Raw genomic sequence first — 19928 nt, forward strand, 5'->3', positions numbered from 1 at the left:
TTTATGGAGTCTGTGTGTGCGGCAATTAATTTTAGGTGGTGCGCGTTCTGGTAAAAGTCAGTTGGCACAAAATCGTGCAATTGAGCTTGGGCAGTCAGTAGTTTATATCGCCACAGCGGATGCCGGCGATGGTGAAATGAAACAGCGCATAGCTTTGCATAAAGCTGATCGACCATCAGAGTGGGAAGTGTTAGAGGTTCCGCTAGAGCTACCGGAAGTACTTAGCGTTCTCAGTGGTAGTGGAAAAACGGTGTTGGTTGATTGCTTGACCTTATGGTTGACGAATTTATTGCTGCAAGATCTCTCGGTCATGCAAAAAGGAATGAAAGACTTAACTGAAGCGGTGGCCAACTTTAGAGGTGAGTTAATTCTGGTGTCGAATGAAGTTGGCTGGGGAATTGTGCCAATGGGGGAGCTCAGTCGCCAGTTTCAAGATAATACCGGACGCTTACATCAGGACCTTGCTCAGATTGTAGAGGGCGTTACTCTGAGTGTGGCTGGAATTCCTTTAGTGATTAAAGCGGAAAGTGTGGTTTAGTTGTGAAAATTACAGATTGGTTAGATTTAACGGTTCACCCTTTGAGTGTTGAGGCGGCTGATAAAGCTCTACAGCGACAAGCTAACTTGACTAAACCACCAGGCTCATTGGGCCAGCTTGAAAGCATCGTTGTCCAACTTGCGGCAATGCAATCTTTGGAATTACCTAGCTGTGAACGGGTCAGTATTTGTATATTTGCGGCAGATCATGGTGTAGCCCAGCAGGGTGTATCTGCTTTCCCGCAAGAAGTTACGGCGCAAATGATTCTCAATTTTGCATCAGGCGGCGCTGCCATTTCCGTATTAGCTCGACAGCTTAATGCGGATTTTGAGGTGGTAAACCTCGGTACAGTTTCTCCTGTAGAGCATGAAGCAGTCATCGATAGCGTTATCGCTCAGAGCACGACTGATTTTACAAAAGCCGAGGCTATGACGGCAGCACAGTTAGAGAGTGCTTTAAATGTTGGTGCTGAAGCGGTTGCGCGAGCGCAAAACCAACAAGCGGATCTATTTGTTGCAGGGGAGATGGGGATTGCAAATACAACCTCAGCATCTGCCCTTATTGCCGCACTTCTTAATCTCAATGGAGCGGAAGTTGCCGGTTCCGGCACCGGAATCAATGAAAAAGGGGTTAGGCATAAAGCGGAGGTTATTGACCGAGCGCTCGCCCTGCATGCTGATATACTTTCATCCCCATTAGAGATATTGCGCTGCCTAGGTGGTTTTGAAATTAGTGCAATGGTCGGGGCGTATTTAATGGCGGCTCATAAAGGCATCGGTATTGTTGTCGATGGCTTTATTAGTACTATTGCGGCCTATATCGCCGTAAAAATAAATGCGGAATCGCTGCAGTGGATGTTTTTTGCTCATCGCTCTTCTGAACAGTTTCATCAACATCTTTTGGATGCTTTACAGGTGACACCCTTACTTGATTTAGAGATGCGCTTAGGGGAGGGAAGTGGCGCTGCTATAGCAATACCTCTCTTAAGGTCATCTTGTGAGCTTCATCGTAATATGGCTACCTTCTCTGATGCGGGTGTGAGTGAATCTTAGGTGAGAAGGTTAAAGGTATGTTGAAGGGTAAACAGTTTGATTTAATTCGCCATGGAGAACCTGAATTAAGTGGGGTTTATTTAGGTCGTACTGACTGTTTACTCTCCGAACAAGGAAGGTTAAAAAGTGCGGAAGTTGTAGGAGAAAATCCCGGATGGGATTTAGTGGTTTCTTCTCCTTTGCAGCGTTGCTTAGAGAGCGCTAAATGGGCTGCTGAAAAACATGATCTAGAGTTATTGGTGTTAGATGAGCTTCAAGAGTTTAATTTTGGAGATTGGGATGGACGATTGTTTGAATCGGTCTATATGGAACAGGCTGAATGGGCCGATCGTTTTTGGAAGGATCCTGAAATAACCCCGCCTCCAAACGGAGAAACTATAGAAGGATTTATTGGGCGTGTTGATCTGGCCAAACAAATTCTTCTAGAAAGGAAGGAGTGTAGAGTTCTTATTATCACCCATGGCGGCGTGATTAGGTGTCTACTGGCTTCATTGTTGGGAATAGAAGCGAAGTACTGGGGAAGAATAAAAGTGGACTATTCTCACTTTACTCAGCTAAGGTTTGATTATGCCAATAAACAATATTGGCCTCATCTTTTGAGTAGTAACTGCCGTTCGCCGTTATAACTTGTGTCAGTTAAGGGCTTCGATGAAATATACTGAAACGTTAAAGAACATTCACAAGAGTCTAGATCGTTTAGGTGATCTACCTATCTTCAGTGCCACTATAAATCGAATTCAGCAGATCAGTGCTTCAGATGAAAGTGACGCGATGGCACTCGCGATGGCCATAATGAAAGATACAGGTTTATCAGCTCGTTTATTAAAATTAGCCAACTCCCCGACTTATAAACGCGGCCAAGGAAATGTCAGTGTCGTGTCTAGAGCGGTTGTCTTGATGGGTTTCAACCGCATAAAAAGCATTTGCTTAACGCTTAAATTGATCGAAAGTTTCCATGATGATCATCCGGATTTGGATGTGCCGGGTATGATGATGAGGCAGTTTTTGAGTGCCAATATTGCTAAAGAACTGGCCTTGAGAAGTAAGCAAAATGTCGATCCGGAAGAGGCCTACATGGGGGCATTATTGTTTGGGTTAGGTGAGGTCATGGTGGCTTGCACTTTACCGGATCAGTACCGAGAGATGTTACGTTTAAAAGATACGACGAATAAAAAATGGTCTTTTATTCAAGCGGAAGCTTTAGGTATATGTTTTAGTGATTTAGGCCGAGAGATGGCTGCTGGCTGGGGTTATCCTAAGCAGATATTAAACACGATGGCTGAAATCGATGTTGAGCGTTTGGATGACCGGAGCGACCTGCTTACATGCCTCCCGTATTTGAGTAATGGCTTAGTACAGAAATTATACGGACAGGATTCTAAACACGAGCCTTCATATGATCAAATAATTGATTCCATTTCAAGCGTGGGGTCGGTGCCATTTGATGATGTAGGTGATGTGGCTATTCAATGTTTTCGTCAGGTAGCAAAAGTCAGCCGTAATTATGGACTTAAAACTAAGTCTTTAATCCCTGAGTATGTTGAAACGGGCGATGTAACAAAAGACGATATGGTCAGGAAGTTAGCTTTTCTCGCGCATGGTGAAGCTGAGCAAGATGAGCCAGAGATCGCTCAGGCAGCGAATGCTGATACACATGAACAAAAGGCGATACGTAGTCAAGAGCAGTTAGATTACTTAAAACAGCTAACGGAATTGATTGCTGCAGAAGCGAATATTCATGATGTTTTAAAATTAGTGATTGAGGCTGTACGCAAGTGTACTAATTTCGATCGAAGCATGTTGTGCCTGCTGGCTAATTCGAAAAAACATCTATCGGTAAAAATGATAGAAGGTGAATTGATCGAGCCTCTGCAAGCGTATTTTGAGCGTGATAAAAGTGGCAAAGCAGACGATCTTTTCTTTAGGGTTTTGGAAAAACAGGTCACATTGTTAGTTAATGATTTAGATGAAGAGGGCTGGAGTGATAGGCTCCCTGAAAAATTTGTGGATCAGGTTAAGTGCCAGGGGTTTGTACTTATCCCATTGGTGATGGGAAAGCGTGTAATCGGGATGTTATATGCGGACAGATTAAAAAGGGCGGGTCCGGTGACTGAAGATGATTTTAATACCTTTAATCAGTTTGCTACCCAAACTCGCCTAGCTTTGATGTATGCCGATAGTAAAGCAAAACGTTGATAAGTCTTCTGTTTTAAATCCGAAAAGAGTTTTAGGAAAGAGCTATTCAGTTAAACCTTTGACAAATGATTTGGTGTCTTTCCAGGCCTCTTTAGTAACTTCGACACCTGAATCAATGACCTCTCCACCCGTTTCAACTGCTGTTTCCGCTCCTGATTCGGTGGAGCATACAGCTCGTTTGGCAACGCATTTTGATTTACAGCCCAATTCGGCGGCATCATCGGTAAAATAAGTAATGGCACACTGAGTTTCACATAGTGTTTGCTCAGTGGAGCAGTCTGCATTTGCAAAAGTAGCAATTAAAGCAAGGGATAAGGTGAATAGTATTCTCATTGTCTAACTCCTGAAAAAGGCGAATAGTTTTAACGTTTATCTTTGGGCTTCCAAAGCACTTCTTCGCCGCCCTGTCTCAGCACAACTATTCTACTTGCCACAAAAAGTAGATCAGATAAGCGGTTTAAGTAGATCACCGATAGAGGGTTAACTGTTTCCGATTTGTCTGTTAGTAGGGCTGTAAAATGTCGTTCGGCACGTCGGCAGATACTGCGTGCTAAATGTGTATGACTAGCTAAAACACTCCCACCGGGCAGAATAAATTCCTTGAGAGGGGGAAGCTCAGCATTCATGGTGTCGATACTGACTTCGAGATAGTCTACCTCTGTTTGATCGATAACAGTATAGCTTTCATCTGCAACAGCTATCTCGCCACCTATATCAAAAAGCTGATGCTGAATTGTTGTCAAAAGTGATAGAAGGTCTTTGTCTATATTTAAATGAGCAATGACAAGACCGATACTGCAATTGAGTTCATCGAGTGTGCCCAAAGTTTCAATACGTTGAGCGGTTTTTTCTACGCGGTTGCCATTGGCTAATGCCGTTGTGCCTTTGTCGCCGGTACGTGTATATATTTTGCTGAGTCTATTGGGCATAAGGTAGCCTGAATTAAGAGATAATCTATAAGTATGTAGAGTCCCGTCAGGATAAATGGTTCAGCAAAGATAGCAATAAGGTCATGTAGGAGAGAATATAACGGTAAAAAGAAGGCTTACAGAAGGGGAGTGACTGTAAGCCTAACAAGATAGGGAACTAAATCCCGCTTTTTGCTACTTTTTGATGATGGTTTAGCTATCGATAATTAAGCATCGATAATTAGGTATCAAAATGTTCAGCGAAGTGACGAATATTATGCGCTAATTCATCAATTTTATCGGCCGCCTTTTCCATTTCAGTAAGTACAGCAGCACTAATTGCTGATTCAATCATTAAGGCTAATTCATCAAAGTGGGCATCGCCGATATCGTTACTCATCGCATCAGGTAACTTAGCTTTGAATGAATCGACGACATGTTTAGCGTGTTCTGTTTGTTTCATAGTCATGATCTTTATCCTTAGCCCTTACTTGTGAGTTGGATGACGGTCGATATGTGAATCTTGTGCATTGCTAACAATCAGTGAATCAGGTTGTAATTTAATATCGGGGTTTTTATTAGGATAAGCCATACGTCCTAAAAAGTGCCTCATAGCGTTAAGTCGAGCACGTTTTTTGTCATCGGATTTGATAACAGTCCATGGCGCATCAGCCGTATCGGTATAGAAAAACATTGACTCTTTTGCTTCGGTATAGGCATCCCATTTGTCTAGAGACGCTAGATCAATGGGGGATAATTTCCACTGCTTAAGAGGGTCTACTCGTCGTGCTTGGAAACGCTTAAATTGTTCATCTCTGCTGACAGAGAACCAGAACTTAAACAACTTTATGCCGCTACGCGCTAGCATACGTTCTAAGTCAGGAGTTTGGCGCATGAATTCAAGGTACTCAGCAGGGGAGCAGAAGTTCATTACTTTTTCTACGCCTGCTCGGTTGTACCATGAACGGTCAAAAAGAACGATCTCTCCGGCTGTTGGCAAGTGGTTGATATAACGTTGAAAATACCACTGGCCTTGTTCTTGTTCGGTTGGTTTTTCTAAAGCTACAACGCGCGCACCACGAGGGTTAAGGTGCTCCATCATACGCTTTATTGTTCCACCCTTACCCGCAGCATCTCGACCTTCAAACAAAATAACGACACGCTGCCCAGTATCTCTTACCCAGTTCTGCATTTTCAGGAGTTCAATCTGTAACTCCTTTTTCTGCTTCTCATATTCTCTACGCGATATCTTTGTATCGTACGGGTAGTCGCTAGCCTCGAAAATATCAGTCATTTCCTGATCCAGCAGTACAGATGGACAATGGTCTTCTTCAGGTTTAACCACTGTATCATTTAAAAGTGGGGTGGGTGTCTGTAACTCCTGGTTCATAGGCTTTCCTATTAAAGTAGTTAATTGGTGCCTACAATTATGCGCCTGTTGTATTAGTCGTTTTTGATATACATCAAGTAAGGTGTTGAAATAGGAAGCTGTTTTTAAAAAGCTTGATTAAGTTTGATATCATCCTGAATTTTTTCAATTTTTCTTAGGTATAGCTGGTTTGTTGGGATTCGTAGATGATGTTGTTTTGCTAGGTCGCACAAATATCCGGTTATATGTGATATTTCTGTTGTTCGCTGGTGGCGAATATCTTGCAACATTGAGGAGAAATTATCGGCTGTAAGTTCAGCTACTTGGCACGCTTGCTCTATTAGAGGTCCCTCAAACAACCTAAGTCCTTCTGCTTTTGTTACGAGCTCAACTTCTGTGCATATCGCAGCCATTGTTGCTAAGTAATCAGGATTCTTAATGAGGTCACCATTTTTACATTGGTGAACTGCGGTGAGAGGGTTGATGGCACAGTTGATGGCTAATTTTCGCCACAATGTTCCGGATATGTCGTCATCGATTTCAACGTTGAGAAATCCATTATCTAACGACATTAACCAAGGGTAATTAGTATCGGGTGACCCGATCCGAGTAAAGCCTTTACCTGCATGTACAAGTGAAAATGGCGATTTTAGCCACGCACCATCGGTAGTGGATGCCCATGTGACGTCTGCATTTGGTAGTTGTGCTTTAATCCATTGCTGGCTCCCCATACCGTTTTGCAGAACCACTACCCGTGCGTTATCGGCGACCCGTTCTCTAATACTGTTAAAGGCGTCTATAGTGTCAATAGCTTTTGTGGTGACAAGTAACTGTTGTATCGGCAGGGGACCGTCAGCTAATTCAGCAGATACAGCGAAAAAATCATTACCGATTTGGATACCGCTCTTTTCTGAGAATTGGGTTAACCGTTGTTGATTACGCAAAATCAAAGAGACGGGATAGCCTGACTCTGTCAAATGGCAAGCCCATAAACAACCGATAGAACCTGCACCAAGAATATGCCAACGTTGTTTCATCTATTTACCCTCCAATACGCTATTGTGACGTGAAAAGGCTGTGTAGGTCAGCTAGAATCGTAAAAAAATTTAGGAGTGGGAAAATGCCATCATTTGATATTGTATCTGAATTGGATATGCACGAAGTCTCTAACGCTGTTGATCAGTCGAATCGTGAAATAGAGATGAGATATGATTTTAAAGGTGTTGATGCCCGTTTTGAGCAGAGTGATGGTTCGGTAGTTATGCATGCGGAGGTAGACTTCCAGTTACAACAGCTGCTTGATGTTTTACGTACAAAAATGATTGGACGGAAAATCGATGTGCGCTGTTTAGAAGTTAAAGACCCCGAAAAAGCAAACATGCGAGCGCGTCAAGAAGTTGTATTAAAGCAGGGACTAGATCAACCGCTGGCTAAGAAAATCGTTAAGATGATCAAAGATGCGAAGCTCAAAGTTCAGTCCCAGATACAAGGTGAACAGGTACGTGTGACAGGTAAAAAAAGAGACGACTTACAAAAAGTCATGGCTTTTTTACGTGAAGCGGACCTTGAGCTTCCTTTGCAGTTTAATAACTTTCGCGATTAGTCGTCCCTCCCAAAACATGGCTGCTTAGTCACTCTCTACTCGATTGTTATTTGAATACTTAACCTTCCTCTTCAAGGCAGTCGAGTAGAAACAGTTCCTTTACTAATTCTTGTGATGGAGTTTCTTCAAAATCCTCAACACAAATAGCACCGTTTTGTAATTTGTTTAAAAGCGTTTCGCCACGCCAGCTGACCAAAGGGATTCCGGTTGAACGGTGAATAACCTTAAGGTAAGGGTTACTTCTCTCAAACCACGCATCAATCATATATGTCATTTCCCTATTCTCCCTTAGCTTTTTAAGTAGTAAAGAGATCATAGGTTAATAAAATCTAAATGTAAATGATATTAATTATCATTTATGTCCATGGTCTTTTCTTGTGCTTGGTCAATGTTTTCTTTGGCCGCTTTTGCTGCTAGGGATATAAGCAACAAAACAGGAAGTCCCAGCAAGGCGACACAGATAAAGAACCATTCATAGTCGTAAGCATCAACAAAACCACCGGAAAATCCGCCTAAGAACTTGGGGAATAACAGCATCACAGAGCTGAAAAGAGCATATTGTGTGGCTGAATATTGAATATTGGTCAGGCTAGAGAGATAAGCGATGAACGCCGCTGTGGCGATGCCTCCACTTAAATTATCTAAAGAAATAACCAATGTTAGAGCCGTTGTATCGTTACCTTGCGTTGCGAGCCAAGCAAAAAGTAGATTAGTTATTGAAACCAGTAATGCACCCATAAATAAGATACGCATTACACCAAAGCGGTTGACTAAAATACCGCCTAAGCCTGCGCCAACAATGGTCATGATTACGCCATAGATTTTAATGATTTGTGCTATTTCACCCTTCGTGAATCCCATATCTACATAAAATACGTTCGCCATGATGCCCAAAATCACATCAGATATGCGATAGGTGCCTATTAGGGCTAAGATAATAATGGCTTGCTTACCGTATCTTTGAATGAAATCAATAAAAGGGCAGGCGATAGCGATATATGACCAACCAATAAAGCGAGCAATAAATTGAGGTAAATGAGCGTATTTCTCACTGTATTCGATGACTTTATTCTGCTGCTCTTTGGTTGCTTCATCCATTTCGACGGCTTTAGGTTCCGCGATCGCTAAGGTCGTGCTGATCCCTACAAGCATTAAAGAGGCCATCGCTAAATAAGCAGTTTTCCATGAGGTCAGATCGTATACTTCCGGACTTAGACTTGCCCAAGCAGCAACCGCTAAGGCGCCTGCGCCCGCAACGATCATGGCGATACGGTAACCTGCCATATAAGTCGCAGCCATAGCTGCTTGTAAGTTCTCTTCCGCTGATTCTATTCTGTATGCATCAATCACAATATCTTGTGTGGCGGAACTAAATGCGACCACCACAGCAAGCAGAGCCATGAGCTGTAAGTTTTCTAGGGGATTAGAGAAGGCTAATCCGGCTAACCCGACTAAGAGAAGTATTTGAGCTAATAATAGCCAGCTGCGGCGACGCCCGAGCCATTTAGAGAGTAATGGAATAGGGAGTCGGTCCACTAAGGGCGCCCAGAGCCACTTAAAGCCATAGGCTAGGCCAACCCAGGAGAAATAAGTAATTAAGCTACGCTCGACACCGGCTTCCCTTAACCAAAAAGAGAGAGTGCCAAAGACTAAAAGAATAGGAAGGCCTGAAGAAAAACCCAGTAATAACAGAGTGATTGCTCTGGGGTGTAAATAAACTTTAGCGGATGAAAGCCAGGAATTAGACTGAGAACCAACTGATGACATTTTGCACGCCTTCCATGAATAAGCGCTTATTGTCCCTGTCTCTTGTTTACAAGGCAATGTCGAATTGGCTGGAGAGGCTAAAAGCCATAAAAAAGGCCCGATAAATCGGGCCTGGGGTCTCGCACTCAGATTTAAATGAAGGGGGCGAATTTAAATCTGAGTTTGAATGCGATTTAGAACTTAATGCGCATGCCAGCAAGTAGATCTAGGTCGTAATCAGTACCAGCATCATCATCACGGTGAGTGATTTCAGCGAATACAGAAACGTTTTTCTGTGCTGGGAATTTGTAAGTTACGTTACCGTAAATTGCATCTTCATCCATGTTAGCAGCATCGTAATCGTGCTCCATGTAGCCTACGGAAACTTTAGTGCTTTTCGCTGCTTTGAATGTAGCAACAAGGTTAGTCATAGCTACGTCATTATTGCTAGTACCTTGGTCAGAGACACCGTAGTCCATACCTAGCTTAGCAAAGCCTGCATCAAACTCAGCGCTTAGACCCCAAATATCAACAGAGTCAGACGTTGGTGTAGCTTTAAGCGTTTGAAAAGCTGCGCCTAGTGTTACTGTGTCAAAGCCACCTTCAACAAAGATTTCAGTTGATTCATTATTAGAACTATCTTCACCGTCAGCTTCTAGTTCATGAGAGATAGCTACACGAGCAACATCGAAGTCAGCATCGAAGCGGATTACGTCATCACCTTTATATGAGCCAAACTCATGGAATACGTCTTTGCCAAGAGATTCTTCGATAGCTTTTTCAACGCCGAAATCATACGCTGCATTGTCCATTTTACCAACTTGAAAAGACATGTTGTGTGCCTTCATGCCTAGGTAAGCTTCTTCAAGATCGTCACCAGACTGTTTGTCTTCAGCAGCGTTTTTGAAACCGAAGTCTAGTTGGCCATATGCAGTTAAACCGTTACCAAGATCGTATGCGATAGAGTTCTTAATCTCTAGGTCGTCAAACTCAACTTCGGCATCTTTGGATTTGCTTGCGTTATCGCGCAGTTGAACTTGCCAATCACCTTTCATTTTAAAGGTGATTCCATTGTCTTCATAAATAGTTGCTGCAAACGCAGAGTTAGCTGTAATTGCAGCGATAGCCGTTGCAAGGATTAACTTTTTCATTTTAATACTCTCCGGGAGATTTAAATAAATGGATATTCTTTGAAAATTTAATTAATGATTTTTTATTAATTCTTTAAATGAATTTCTGGTTTCTTGATCTGCTTGGTTGTACCAAAAAATCAGCATTTTAGCGGGCGTATTTTCTTTGTTTATATCACTTGATTTGTTAGCCATATTCGAATTTATTGGCTTTATATCTGTAGGGGTGAAAAATTGTTTTTTTGGTAGGGACGCTGGGTTGTTAGACTTGTTGAATATTTCAAGCTCACGTTCATAGTCACGACCAAATTGAAAACCGTTTTTTTCAATTATTGCTGCTTTAAAATCGACTTTTTTTCCTGAGCTTGTTGTTAATGCCCAGTTTGATTTTTTTTCAAACTCTTTGATATCAATAAGTTTTTTTATTTCAGGTGCAGATAATTTTAAGTTTTTATCGTGTTGCTCAAATAGCAATACAAATGACTTTGAATGTTCTAATTCATATTCGCCGCTTCTTTTTATCTCAGCCGTATAATTAACCATTATTTGGTTAATTCCATTGGGTAACTTATACGTAGTGGAGTTATTTAAAAAACTATCCGTATTTACTTCTTTTCCATTACTAGCAATTAAGTTAATACCTTCGCCAAGATTTAAAATATTATCAGCAGACGCGTATGAAGCGCTTATCAACAATAAACTGCCTAGTAATATTTCTTTTTTTATGATTTTAAATAAATTCAACTTAATTGCCTTTACTCGTTGTTTGATTTCTTATGCGGCGGAATATTAGCGGCTTAATATTTCATTTGTATTTAAGAAATATTTCTTTCTTGATAATTTTTTAATTTATCAAAAATACACCTAAATCCGCGAGGGTGTGGATTGTAATAGTGTTGATAATGATTTGCAATACGGTAAGCGTTTATTTTATGTTGATTGTTATTATAAACTTTGGTTGGTTGTTGTGGGAGGAAGCCCCTTGATAAGCAAGGGGCTATAAGATTCATTGGGAACTATAGGCTGTTGATTGAGAAGAAAAGTGTTTCACCAGAACTATCATCGACACCATCGTTATCGGTAATGGCGAATGCTGTACCGTTAACATCGACGGTAAATCCTTCGATTTTGTCGGTGATATAACCGTTGAGCGACTTAAGGTCAGGGATGAAATCTCTTACAATTTCTTTGTTCACTATAGGGAGAGGCTCCCCGAGCGGCGCGGTTGATAGTGATGATAGGAGGATACGGGTTAGCTGTTTTGTTTTGGCATTTTTACCTAGCTGATTATCACGCTCAATTAAGTACAGCGCGTCGTTATGGGCTGTGATTTCTGATAGACCAACCCAGCCTGTATTCGTTTTTTCAAGGGGATAGTGTGCTGCGCGCCATTCTTTTGTTTTAAAATTGTATGCAAGCAGTTTTACTAACCCTTTTGGATCGTCAGCCCACTCTCGTTGGATTGCAATCCAAAGTGTATCGCCAACTTGAGTTATACCTTCAGCACCGAAGTGTTGCTCGTAAGCCATTAACTTCGCTGGGAAGTTGATGGTTTGATCAATCTCTCCGTTAGGGGTTATATGGTAGATAGCATGGGGAACTTTTTTCTTTGAATTGCCTTCAGAGGCCAACCAGAAACCATGCTCGCCATCGACGGAAATTCCTTCTAAATCTAGTTTCTTAGCGGGTTCACCATCGCGAGTCACGGGTAGTGCTTTAGTGATAATCGCCGGTGTCTGCGTTGCATCAATGCTGAAGATCGTTGGCTGATTGGCATAGAAGCTATCATTTACCGCGTAAAGTTGACCTGCTTTTTTAGGATCTGCGGCAAGGCCTGAAAGCGCGCCCCAACCAATTGGCATACCTTTCTCGTCAGTTTTAGAGACAAGTTGAGGGTAGGCTGCTGCTTTATCACTGAGTTCATAAATCATCACGTGTGCGCGAGGGCCTTTATCTTCAATAAGGTCCTTTTCATTAGCGCTGATTAGAAGGTTACGGCTAGGAATAGTGACTGCAGATTCTGGTGCAATACCTGACGGTAGCATCTGCACAAACTCTGGTTCTTTTCCTGTATCGCGGTATACGCCAATAACTGAAGCGCGTTCAGACAGTATGAATATGTAAGTGTCTTTTCCGAATTTACCAATAGCAACGCCTTCAGGTTCATTACCTTTTTTACCTGAGCGTTTGTCAGGGTAGTGACCCGTTGCAATTACCTTGTGCTCGAAATCAGAACCTGACTCGTACATGACTTCGCCATTTTTATTAAAAATGGTAAAGCCGCGAGAACCTCCATTAAAGTCTCCTTCGTTTGCTGTAACGAAGCGCTCATTATCGATCCATTTAACAGAATCTGGCTCGCGTAGGCGTGTTTGTGTGTTGGAGAAATCCAACGCTTTATCTTTCTTTGTATCGATCATCGCTAGCTCAGCTGAACCTGCTGAGAAGTGGTTGATGATTTTTCCTGTTGCTGCCTCAACAATGGCAAGATGGTTGTTCTCTTGAAGTGTTACGACAATCTCGTTGTTGTCGTTAAAGTCAACAAATTCTGGTTCAGGGTCGTCTGAGCCAATTTCTGACATGCCGGCCATGTCGACTTTTTTCATTTTGTTACACACTAACTTTCCATTGTCTAATGGAACGATTGTTAGGTAACCCGCCGGTAGCTGCGGTAGTGCGCCATCGTTTAGATCTTCGTCGCGCTCGTTCTCAATCGCAACCGCAACATACTTTTGATCTTTAGATACGGCAACTGAATCGGGTTGCCCCCCTAAGTCGCAGCTTCCAGTTACTTTATGATCTTTAAGGCTTAGGGACACTAGTTTGCCGCTTGGCTTAACATAGCTTTCTGATGTGTTTACGCCAGCGAGTACGCTTTTACTTGTCACGGCTACGGCGGTAGGTTCCCCATCCAGAGCTACGAAACCACCCGGTTTAGGCTTAGAGGCATCTTTAATATCAATAAAGCCAATGCCACCTAAAGGGCTATCAGAGTAAACAAGGGTATTACCATCTTTAGTTGCGGCGATAATTTCTGCGGATGTTTCAGTCGTAACTGCGGAACCTGCAGGTAAATTGTGAATGTTAGCGAAAGTGGCAATACGGTTAAATGTGTCTGCTTGAGCGGTTGCGGCAGCAGAGGCTAAGGTTAATGCAATGAGGGTGTGTTTACCTGGGTGGCCAAACATTTTTTAGACTCCTATTAATAGGGTGCGTCAGTGATTAGGAGCGCGATCCTATGGGGGCTCTATGACAGTTATGTGATGGGAAAGCTTTCTTTAAAGTTTTTGGTTGGGTTTTTGTGTTGTTAACTTGTTGAATTGTAGGTGTTATTTTGATTTATATTTGGGTTTTTTTTTGTCATGTTAAAGATTGGTGAAGTTTTTGTTTCGTCTACTGTGTATGCTTGTTTTGTCATTGTTTTGTCACTCAAACACTCTACTTTCACCACTTTGATTAATCGGTTGCAAGGCATCTTTGGCTTTGGTTATAAAAAGCGAGTCCGCTTTAGCCTTTACTTATAAATACAATGGGTGAATAAAAATGGGTTACGACAATTCACATGACATTTGCAGTAATTTGAAAAATGAGCAGGACTCTGAATTTACACGTATGACTGACAAAGTGGTTAGTCGTCGTGGTTTTATGGCGGGTATGGGGGCGCTGGGTCTTGGGGCTTTTATTGGCTTGTCACCTATTGCAAAGTCTGTTCAAGCTGCGATGTCATCGTCAGTTACAAGTAAATTGATTGGTTTTAAGCCCGTGCCTGCCAGTACTGCTGATTCAGTCGTAGTGCCTGAAGGCTATAAAGCAACCAATCTGATCTCTTGGGGTGATCCAATCTTTGCAAATGCGCCTGAATTTGATCCATCAGGTAAAGCTCCAGCTTCTAGTCAGGCCCAGCAGTTTGGTGATAATACGGATGGTATGACGCTTTTCCCGTTGTCTGATGACCGTGCAGTTATGGCGGTTAATAACGAATACACTAACAACGATCTGCTGTTTGACCACAAGGGCGAAAGCATGACAGCGAATGATGTTAAAAAAGCACAGAATGCTCATGGTGTGTCTGTATTTGAGATCAAGAAGACGTCTAAAGGTTGGGAGGTTGATCGCAGCGGTAAGCTGAATCGTCGTATCACCGCTAACACACCGATGCAGTTGACGGGGCCAGCTGCCGGCCATGATCTACTGAAAACTGCTGCAGATCCGAGCGGTGTCGAAGTGTTGGGTACTTTTAATAACTGTGCAAATGGCGAAACCCCGTGGGGTACCTACCTCACCTGTGAAGAGAACTTCCATAACTACTTCGGTACGCCAGATGAGTCTTACGATGTTCCTGCTGAACAGAAGCGCTACGGTATCAAGCCGGCTGATAAGCGTTATCAGTGGAGCAAGTTCGACGAGCGTTTTGATCTGGCTAAAAACCCGAATGAACCAAACCGTCATGGCTGGGTTGTTGAAATAGATCCAAAGAATCCAGAGTCTAAACCCCAGAAGCGTACGGCATTGGGGCGTTTTAAACATGAAAATGCTGCGCTGATGATCGAAAGCAGCGGTCATGTTGTTGTTTATCTGGGTGATGATGAGCGTGGTGAACACCTGTACAAGTTTGTTTCTAAAGGCAAATACGATGCTAACAACCAGGCTAATAACCGTAAGCTGCTGGATGAAGGCACGTTATATGTTGCTAAGTTCACTGCTAACGAAGGTGAGTTGAAAGGTAAAGGGCATTGGATTGAACTGACATTCGGCAAAAACGGTTTGACTCCTGAGAACGGTTTCAACAGCCAGGCTGAAGTGTTGATTCATACTCGCCTTGCTGCAACTCAGGTGGGTGGAACGACGATGGACCGTCCTGAGTGGGTTGCGATTCACCCAAGTAAGAAGAGCGCTTTCTGTACACTGACTAACAATAAAAATCGTGGTAACAAAGATAATCAGCCAATTGGTGGACCAAACCCACGCGGGTCTAACAAGTACGGACAGATTGTTCGTTGGATGCCTGCTAATGGTAACCACACCACCGCTGAATTTGATTGGGATCTTTATGTCATTGCCGGCAACCCATCTATCCATAAAGAGGGGCTTTTAGCGGGTAGCAGTAATGTTACGTCTGAGAATATGTTTAATAGCCCTGATGGACTCGGTTTTGATAACGCGGGCCGTATGTGGATTATGACTGATGGTAAGTACTCTAATAAAGATGACTTTGCGGGTATGGGTAACAACCAGATGTTGTGTGGTGATCCAGAAACGCGTGAAATTCATCGTTTTCTTGCGGGTCCAATCGCATGTGAGGTTACAGGTTTGACGTTCACACCTGATCAGAAGACTATGTTTGTAGGTATCCAGCATCCAGGTGAAAAAGGTAAACCTTCTCACTTCCCAGAGGGTGGGGAAAGCAAGCCTCGTTCAACTATCGTGATGATCACTCGTGAAGATGGTGGGGTGATTGGCGCGTAACGTTAGCGTGTGATTTTTGCTGCGTGTTAAAAAAGGGAGACAGGTTGTCTTCCTTTTTTTGTGCTTTGCTGAAACAAAAAAACCGGCATAAGCCGGTTTTTTTAAATAACTTTGAATTAGATGCGTAGGCCGCCATCAACTTCAAAGCAGCGACCGCTGATGTAGTCATTTTCAAGAATGAAAGTAACTGTTTTAGCGATTTCAGCTGGAGTACCAAGGCGTTTAGCTGGGATGCCTGCAGCAATTTTATCAAGTGCTTCAGGTTTCATGCTCATTACCATCTCAGTACCGATGTAGCCTGGAGCGATAGAAGCAGCACGGATTTTGTAACGTGCAAGTTCTTTAGCCCAAGTAACAGCCATTGCTTCTACGCCTGCTTTAGTTGCAGTGTAGTTAGTCTGGCCCATGTTGCCTGAACGAGAGATAGAAGAGATGTTGATGATGCAGCCTTCAACACCTAGGTCGATCATCTGTGCAGCAGCTTCACGTGCACATAGGAATGTACCAGTAAGGTTAACATCCATAACCAGATTCCACTGATCCATAGACATTTTCTTAGCTACTTTGCCTGTTTCGCGGTCAACTTTTAGGAAAAGACCGTCACGAGTGATACCAGCGTTGTTTACTAGACCACTTAGTGTGCCAAAATCTGCTACTACAGATTTGAACATCTGTTCTACTTCGTCTTCATTTGCAACGTTGCAAACATAAGCGCGTGCTTCAACACCTTGCTCCATGCAAAGGCCAACAGTAGTGTCTAAGTCTTCTTGGCTTAGATCAGCCAATGCTAATTTTGCGCCCTGAGAAGCTAGTTCAAGCGCCATTGCGCGACCAAGACCACGGCCACCGCCAGTTACAACAATTACTTTATCTTTGAGTTCCATTTAGGACTACCCTTACTTCGGTTGACTCTGAATTTATTGTGCGTTGCGTCATTGTGCAGAAATTAAACTTATAATGCTTTTGCGGAAATGTCCACATATTGACTGTATGAATTGCTATATCTATAAGTTTTATATACTTTTGAGGGGTATTTTTATTAGTGATTTCATATATGTAAGTATATGTTTTTACGCTTTTTTATTGCGTTGCAATATAGGTCTGTACTTAAGTATTAAGCCTGTTTTCTTGGTGTGGTCTGAGTGGTTTTTTTAAGTAAAGCGAATTAAAAAGCGCTCAAAACTTGAAAAAGTGGGTAGTAACCCATACGAATAGTAGATGTTACTGTTTAATAGAGAGGCTAACTCTACTGAATGGTACTTATTTATGGCTAACGAGGCGCTGCATGAAGTTTCTTTTTTTACTGTTTATTATCATTCCTATTATAGAGATCACTGTTCTTATTAATGTAGGTGAGGCAATAGGCGCATGGAACACGGTAGGTTTAGTGCTACTTTCTGCATTTATCGGTGTAAATATGCTTCGTTACCAAGGGATTTCTACTTTAGCGAGAGCTCAAGAAAGAGCTAACCAAGGAGAGATCCCTGGTAAAGAGATGATAGAAGGTATCGTTTTGGCGGTGGGCGGTGCTTTATTGATAACACCTGGCTTTGTGACTGATGTCATCGGTTTCAGTTGTTTGTTGCCTTTCACCCGAAAAACCTTTGCGGCTAAATTAATGAGTCGTTTTACAATCGTAGCCGCTCAGCAAAGTCGTGCAGGCAGCGCTCAGTTTTATTCTAGCGATCCATTCCAGCAATCAGCTCATGAGCAGAACATACCCCCTCGTGGCGAGGGTGATGTGATTGATGGAGAGTTTAAGCGAAAGGATTAAATTTACTTTATTAAGTAATAAATTAATTGAGGGTGTTGAATTCACTTTTTATGCCCCAATTTAGCTATTCAAAGGGTCGTTTAATTATTGTCTTAACGGCTTAGTTTCCTAACATAATGTTTGTTTTGATCAGATAGAGATCAGGAGAGAGAACAAAATGAAAATTCGTCCACTTCACGACCGTGTAGTTGTTCGTCGTAACGAAGAAGAAACTACAACCGCAAGCGGAATTGTTTTACCAGGTTCTGCACAGGAAAAGCCTAACCAGGGTAAAGTTGTTGCTGTAGGGGAAGGTCGTATTCTGGATAACGGTCAGCGTCAAGCGCTTTCTGTTCAGGTTGGGGATACCGTACTGTTTGGCGGTTATGCTAATACCGTTAAAGTAGGTGGTGAAGAGCTACTTATTCTTGGCGAAAACGAAATTTACGGTGTACTGGAAGACTAAACTTTCCAGTTTAACTTTTCGTTTAGTGCATATTAATAAAAAAATTTGATACAGGATTTTTAAAATGAGTAAAGAAGTTTTATTTGGCAACGATGCGCGTCAGCGTATGCTTGCAGGCGTTAATATTCTTGCTGATGCAGTAAAAACTACTTTGGGCCCAAAAGGTCGTAACGTTGTTCTTGATAAGTCTTTCGGTGCACCTACTGTAACTAAAGATGGCGTGTCTGTAGCGAAAGAGATCGAACTAGAAGATAAGTTCGAGAATATGGGCGCTCAGATGGTTAAAGAAGTAGCGTCTCAAGCTAATGACGTTGCGGGTGACGGTACTACGACTGCGACAGTACTTGCCCAAGCGATCGTAAACGAAGGCCTGAAATCAGTTGCAGCTGGTATGAACCCAATGGATCTTAAACGCGGTATCGACAAAGCTGCTGCTGCAGTTGTTGAACAGATCCAGGCTATGGCTGTGCCTTGTGCTGACAATAAAGCTATTGCGCAAGTAGGTACGATCTCTGCTAATGCTGATGAGCAAGTAGGTGAGATTATTGCTGAAGCGATGGGGCGCGTTGGTAAAGAAGGTGTTATTACCGTTGAAGAAGGTACTGCACTAGATAACGAACTAGATGTTGTTGAAGGTATGCAGTTTGATCGTGGTTACCTTTCTCCATACTTCATTAACAACCAAGAAAGCATGTCTGTTGAATTAGAACAGCCATTTATTCTTCTTGTTGATAAGAAAATCTCTAACATTCGTGATCTTCTTCCAATTCTTGAGCAAGTTGCTAAAGCATCTCGCCCACTACTTATCATTGGTGAAGATGTTGAAGGTGAAGCGCTAGCAACTTTGGTTGTTAACAACATGCGCGGAATCGTTAAAGTAGCGGCAGTTAAAGCACCAGGTTTTGGTGATCGTCGTAAAGCGATGCTTGAAGATATTGCCATCCTAACTGGCGGTACAGTTATTTCTGAAGAAGTGGGTCTAACACTTGAAGAAGTAGCATTAGAGCAGCTTGGTCAGGCTAAGCGCGTATCTATCACTAAAGAAAACACAACGATTGTTGATGGTATTGGTGCTGGCGATACGATTGAAGCGCGTGTTAACCAGATCCGTGCTCAGATGGAAGAAACATCTTCTGATTACGATCGTGAAAAGCTACAAGAACGTGTTGCTAAGCTTGCTGGCGGTGTTGCAGTGATTAAAGTTGGCGCAGCGACTGAAGTAGAGATGAAAGAGAAGAAAGCACGTGTTGAGGATGCACTACATGCGACACGCGCTGCAGTTGAAGAGGGTGTTGTACCTGGTGGTGGTGTTGCGCTTATCCGTGCGATGGATCAGGTTAAAGATCTTAAAGGTGACAACCATGATCAGAGCGTTGGTATTGAGCTTGCGTTCCGTGCACTAGAAGCTCCTCTACGTCAGATTGTTGGCAATGCTGGTGAAGAAGGTTCTGTAATCGTATCTAACATTCGTGAGAAGGGTGAAGGTAACTTTGGTTACAATGCCGCTTCGGGTGAATATGGCAATATGATCGATATGGGTATCCTTGACCCAGCTAAAGTAACGCGTTCTGCACTTCAGGCTGCTGCATCTGTTGCGGGCTTGATGATCACTACAGAAGCGATGATTGCTGATAAGCCTTCTGAAGGTGGTGCTCCTGCAATGCCTGATATGGGCGGCATGGGTGGTATGGGTGGTATGGG

General features: G+C 42.7%; 20 protein-coding genes. 9 read left to right on the forward strand and 11 right to left on the reverse strand.

Translation table 11 applies throughout. The annotated features are described in order from the left end of the window. Positions 1-16: 16 nt before the first annotated feature. The 4 genes from cobU to B4K11_RS12405 are packed head-to-tail and all read left to right on the forward strand — an operon-like array spanning position 17 to position 3786. Positions 17-538, forward strand: a complete 522-nt coding sequence (cobU, locus tag B4K11_RS12390; protein WP_292952589.1) for a bifunctional adenosylcobinamide kinase/adenosylcobinamide-phosphate guanylyltransferase — start codon at positions 17-19, stop codon at positions 536-538. A gap of 2 nt (positions 539-540) precedes the next feature. After that, positions 541-1590 carry a nicotinate-nucleotide--dimethylbenzimidazole phosphoribosyltransferase gene (cobT, locus tag B4K11_RS12395; protein ID WP_292952592.1) on the forward strand — a complete coding sequence of 350 codons (1050 nt, stop codon included), beginning with the start codon at positions 541-543 and terminating at the stop codon, positions 1588-1590. A gap of 17 nt (positions 1591-1607) precedes the next feature. Continuing rightward, the gene (locus tag B4K11_RS12400; protein ID WP_292952595.1) at positions 1608-2216 is read left to right on the forward strand and encodes a histidine phosphatase family protein; all 609 of its coding nucleotides are present in this window, start codon (positions 1608-1610) and stop codon (positions 2214-2216) included. Between the two features lie 22 nt (positions 2217-2238). Beyond that, positions 2239-3786 (forward strand): HDOD domain-containing protein, encoded by a 1548-nt coding sequence (locus tag B4K11_RS12405; RefSeq protein WP_292952598.1) that lies wholly within the window; start codon positions 2239-2241, stop codon positions 3784-3786. Positions 3787-3828: 42 nt separating this feature from the next. Here the strand turns inward: B4K11_RS12405 and B4K11_RS12410 are convergent, their stop codons facing one another. From B4K11_RS12410 to B4K11_RS12430, 5 genes are all read right to left on the reverse strand, one after another. After that, positions 3829-4119, reverse strand: coding sequence for a hypothetical protein (locus B4K11_RS12410; RefSeq protein WP_292952601.1), 291 nt, complete (start codon positions 4117-4119; stop codon positions 3829-3831). Between the two features lie 29 nt (positions 4120-4148). Beyond that, positions 4149-4715, reverse strand: coding sequence for a cob(I)yrinic acid a,c-diamide adenosyltransferase (locus B4K11_RS12415; RefSeq protein WP_292952604.1), 567 nt, complete (start codon positions 4713-4715; stop codon positions 4149-4151). 220 nt (positions 4716-4935) lie between these two features. Then, complete coding sequence (locus B4K11_RS12420) at positions 4936-5163, reverse strand: phosphatase (RefSeq protein ID WP_292952607.1); 228 nt, start codon at positions 5161-5163, stop codon at positions 4936-4938. An 18-nt stretch (positions 5164-5181) separates the two neighbouring features. Next, the gene (ppk2, locus tag B4K11_RS12425) at positions 5182-6084 is read right to left on the reverse strand and encodes a polyphosphate kinase 2 (RefSeq protein WP_292952610.1); all 903 of its coding nucleotides are present in this window, start codon (positions 6082-6084) and stop codon (positions 5182-5184) included. Between the two features lie 104 nt (positions 6085-6188). Then, positions 6189-7100 carry a 2-dehydropantoate 2-reductase gene (locus B4K11_RS12430; protein ID WP_292952613.1) on the reverse strand — a complete coding sequence of 304 codons (912 nt, stop codon included), beginning with the start codon at positions 7098-7100 and terminating at the stop codon, positions 6189-6191. A gap of 83 nt (positions 7101-7183) precedes the next feature. Here B4K11_RS12430 and B4K11_RS12435 point away from each other — a divergent pair, with 83 nt between their 5' ends. After that, entirely contained in the window at positions 7184-7666 is a 483-nt protein-coding gene (locus tag B4K11_RS12435) for a YajQ family cyclic di-GMP-binding protein (protein WP_292952616.1), read from the forward strand. 58 nt (positions 7667-7724) lie between these two features. Here the strand turns inward: B4K11_RS12435 and B4K11_RS12440 are convergent, their stop codons facing one another. The 5 genes from B4K11_RS12440 to B4K11_RS12460 all read right to left on the reverse strand — a co-directional run bounded on the left by B4K11_RS12440 (position 7725) and on the right by B4K11_RS12460 (position 13730). Beyond that, positions 7725-7940, reverse strand: a complete 216-nt coding sequence (locus tag B4K11_RS12440) for a hypothetical protein (protein ID WP_292952619.1) — start codon at positions 7938-7940, stop codon at positions 7725-7727. Positions 7941-8011: 71 nt separating this feature from the next. Further along, complete coding sequence (locus B4K11_RS12445) at positions 8012-9433, reverse strand: AmpG family muropeptide MFS transporter (protein WP_292952622.1); 1422 nt, start codon at positions 9431-9433, stop codon at positions 8012-8014. A gap of 173 nt (positions 9434-9606) precedes the next feature. After that, the gene (locus tag B4K11_RS12450) at positions 9607-10563 is read right to left on the reverse strand and encodes a porin (RefSeq protein ID WP_292952624.1); all 957 of its coding nucleotides are present in this window, start codon (positions 10561-10563) and stop codon (positions 9607-9609) included. A gap of 51 nt (positions 10564-10614) precedes the next feature. After that, complete coding sequence (locus tag B4K11_RS12455; RefSeq protein ID WP_292952627.1) at positions 10615-11286, reverse strand: DUF2057 domain-containing protein; 672 nt, start codon at positions 11284-11286, stop codon at positions 10615-10617. Between the two features lie 272 nt (positions 11287-11558). Continuing rightward, entirely contained in the window at positions 11559-13730 is a 2172-nt protein-coding gene (locus tag B4K11_RS12460) for an esterase-like activity of phytase family protein (RefSeq protein ID WP_292952629.1), read from the reverse strand. Positions 13731-14085: 355 nt separating this feature from the next. Between B4K11_RS12460 and B4K11_RS12465 the strand changes: the two genes are divergently transcribed. Beyond that, complete coding sequence (locus B4K11_RS12465; RefSeq protein WP_292952632.1) at positions 14086-16008, forward strand: PhoX family protein; 1923 nt, start codon at positions 14086-14088, stop codon at positions 16006-16008. 116 nt (positions 16009-16124) lie between these two features. Here B4K11_RS12465 and B4K11_RS12470 read toward each other — a convergent pair whose 3' ends face one another. Beyond that, a complete protein-coding gene (locus B4K11_RS12470; protein ID WP_292952635.1) occupies positions 16125-16892 on the reverse strand; it encodes an SDR family oxidoreductase in 768 nt (255 codons plus the stop codon). A gap of 401 nt (positions 16893-17293) precedes the next feature. On the opposite strand from B4K11_RS12470, the gene B4K11_RS12475 reads away from it, so the two are divergent. The 3 genes from B4K11_RS12475 to groL form a co-directional block, all read left to right on the forward strand. Next, positions 17294-17782, forward strand: a complete 489-nt coding sequence (locus B4K11_RS12475) for an FxsA family protein (RefSeq protein WP_292952638.1) — start codon at positions 17294-17296, stop codon at positions 17780-17782. Between the two features lie 157 nt (positions 17783-17939). Beyond that, positions 17940-18227 carry a co-chaperone GroES gene (locus tag B4K11_RS12480; protein WP_292952641.1) on the forward strand — a complete coding sequence of 96 codons (288 nt, stop codon included), beginning with the start codon at positions 17940-17942 and terminating at the stop codon, positions 18225-18227. A 64-nt stretch (positions 18228-18291) separates the two neighbouring features. Then, the coding region (gene groL / locus B4K11_RS12485) for a chaperonin GroEL (RefSeq protein WP_292959405.1) at positions 18292-19928 on the forward strand (1637 nt) is incomplete at its 3' end.

Origin of the sequence: Neptuniibacter sp. UBA6509 (assembly GCA_002435145.1) — a bacterium.
In the GTDB taxonomy this organism is placed as follows: Bacteria; Pseudomonadota; Gammaproteobacteria; order Pseudomonadales; family Balneatricaceae; genus Neptuniibacter.